This is a genomic window from Streptomyces sp. NPDC020845, assembly GCF_044334165.1.
In the GTDB taxonomy this organism is placed as follows: domain Bacteria; phylum Actinomycetota; class Actinomycetes; order Streptomycetales; family Streptomycetaceae; genus Streptomyces.
The window spans coordinates 1-1000 of record NZ_JBIRSJ010000093.1 but is presented as its reverse complement, the minus strand read 5'-3'; the positions used below and the strand labels follow the sequence as shown (position 1 = coordinate 1000).

Here is a 1000-nt window from a genome sequence, read left to right as displayed (position 1 = left end):
CCAGTAGCGCTGTCGTTGGAAGGGGTAGGTGGGGAGGTTGGGTGGTTCGGTGCCTGGGGCTGGTGGTGTGGGGAACCAAGTGTGCCAGTTGATGGGGAGGCCGGTGGTGTGGGCGTGGGCGAGTGCGTGGGCGAGGTCGGTTGGTGTGCCGTGGTTGCGGTGGAGGGTGGGGATGGTGGCGGTGGTGGCTGTGGTGTCCGTTTCTTCGAGGGTGTCGTGGATGCCGGGGAGGAGGACGGGGTGGGGGCTGATTTCGATGAAGTGGCGGTGGCCGCCTGCGAGGAGTGTGGTGAGGGTGTCGGTGAAGCGGACGGGTTGGCGGAGGTTGGTGTACCAGTAGTCGGCGTCGAGGGTGGTGGTGTCGAGGGGTTGGGTGGTGACGGTGGAGTGGAACGTGATGTCGGAGGCGACCGGTGTGAGTCCGTGGAGTGCGGTGAGGATGTCGTTGCGGATGCGGTCGACGTGGGGGTTGTGGGAGGCGTAGTCGACGTCGATGGTGCGGGTGCGTGCGCCGTGTTCCTGGGCGGTGGCGAGCACGGTGGTGATCTGGTCGGGTGGTCCGGAGATGACGGTGGCGTGGGGTCCGTTGTGGGCGGCGATGGCGACGCCTTGTGCCGCCTTGCCGAGTTTGTTGATGAGTTGGGTGGTGTGGTGGGCGGTGAGGGTGAGGGAGGCCATGGCGCCGTGGCCGGCGAGGGCGCGTAGGGCTTGGCTGCGCAGGGCTACGACGCGGGCGCCGTCCTCCAGGGTGAGGGCTCCGGCGACGCAGGCGGCGGCGATTTCGCCTTGGGAGTGGCCGATGACGGCGGTGGGGGTGATGCCGTGGTGCTGCCAGAGCGTGGCGAGGGAGACCATCATGGCCCACAGGGTGGGTTGGATGACGTCGACGCGGGTGGGGTCGGTGGTGGTGTCGGTGCCGCGTAGTACGTCGGTGAGTGACCAGTCGATGTGTGGTGTCAGGGCGTGTTCGCATTCGGCGATGCGGGTGGCGAAGACGGGG

Annotated in this window: 1 protein-coding gene; it reads right to left on the bottom strand. The window is 68.0% G+C overall.

What is annotated here, in order from left to right:
- Nucleotides 1–1000, bottom strand: a 1000-nt coding sequence (locus ACH4U7_RS53220) for an acyltransferase domain-containing protein (protein ID WP_398534952.1), incomplete at both ends; no start/stop codon positions are given.